The sequence below is a fragment of the Streptomyces musisoli genome (assembly GCF_016741855.1).
In the GTDB taxonomy this organism is placed as follows: Bacteria; Actinomycetota; Actinomycetes; order Streptomycetales; family Streptomycetaceae; genus Streptomyces; species Streptomyces musisoli.
In genome coordinates this window covers 1-745 of record NZ_JAERRH010000101.1, presented here as the reverse complement: position 1 = coordinate 745, position 745 = coordinate 1, and the positions used below count along the sequence as shown (strand labels likewise).

The 745-nt window shown below is 69.1% G+C and carries 1 protein-coding gene; it reads left to right on the top strand.

Going from position 1 to position 745, the window contains the following annotated elements:
- The coding region (locus JK361_RS40640) for an RNA-guided endonuclease InsQ/TnpB family protein (protein ID WP_201828258.1) at nt 1-745 on the top strand (745 nt) is incomplete at both ends.

Sequence of the window (745 nt, the reverse complement as noted above, 5' to 3'; positions counted from 1 at the left end):
GGCCGAGCAGTGCCAGGAGTTCGCGGACGTGTGCCGGTCGGTGTGGAACACCGGTCTGGAGCAGCGCCGCGAGTACCGGCGGCGCGGCGCGTGGATGAACTATGCCCCGCAGTGCAGGGAGCTGGCCGACGCCAAGCGCGAGCATGAGTGGTTGAAGGCCGCGCCGTCGCACATCCTCCAGCAGGCCTTGAAGGATCTGGATCGGGCGTGCCGAGACCACGGCACGTTCAAGGTCCGGTGGCGGTCGAAGGCCCGTTGGGCCCCGTCGTTCCGGTTCCCCGACGCCAAGCAGATCAGCGTGGAACGTCTGGGTCGCAAATGGGCCCGGGTCAAGCTGCCGAAGCTGGGCTGGGTCCGATTCCGCTGGTCGCGGCCTCTCGGGGGTGAGATCCGTTCCGCCACCGTGTCTTGGAAGTCCGGCCGCTGGTTCGTGTCGTTCCTGGTGGACGACGGAGCGGTCACGCCTGAGCGGCACGCCATGCCGGGCACGGCCGTAGGGGTGGACCGGGGTGTTGCTGCGGCGGCCGTCACCTCGGACGGCGAGTTCTTCGACCGGGAGTTCATCACGCCCGGCGAGAGGACCCGCTACCGGCGACTGCAACAGCGCCTCGCCCGCACCAAGAAGGGCAGCACCAACCGGCGCAAGACGATCTCGGCCATGGGCCGGATCATGGCCCGGGTCACGGGCCGGCGCGGAGACTTCTGCGCGAAGATGGCTGCACACCTGGTGCAGAAGAACGCCCTG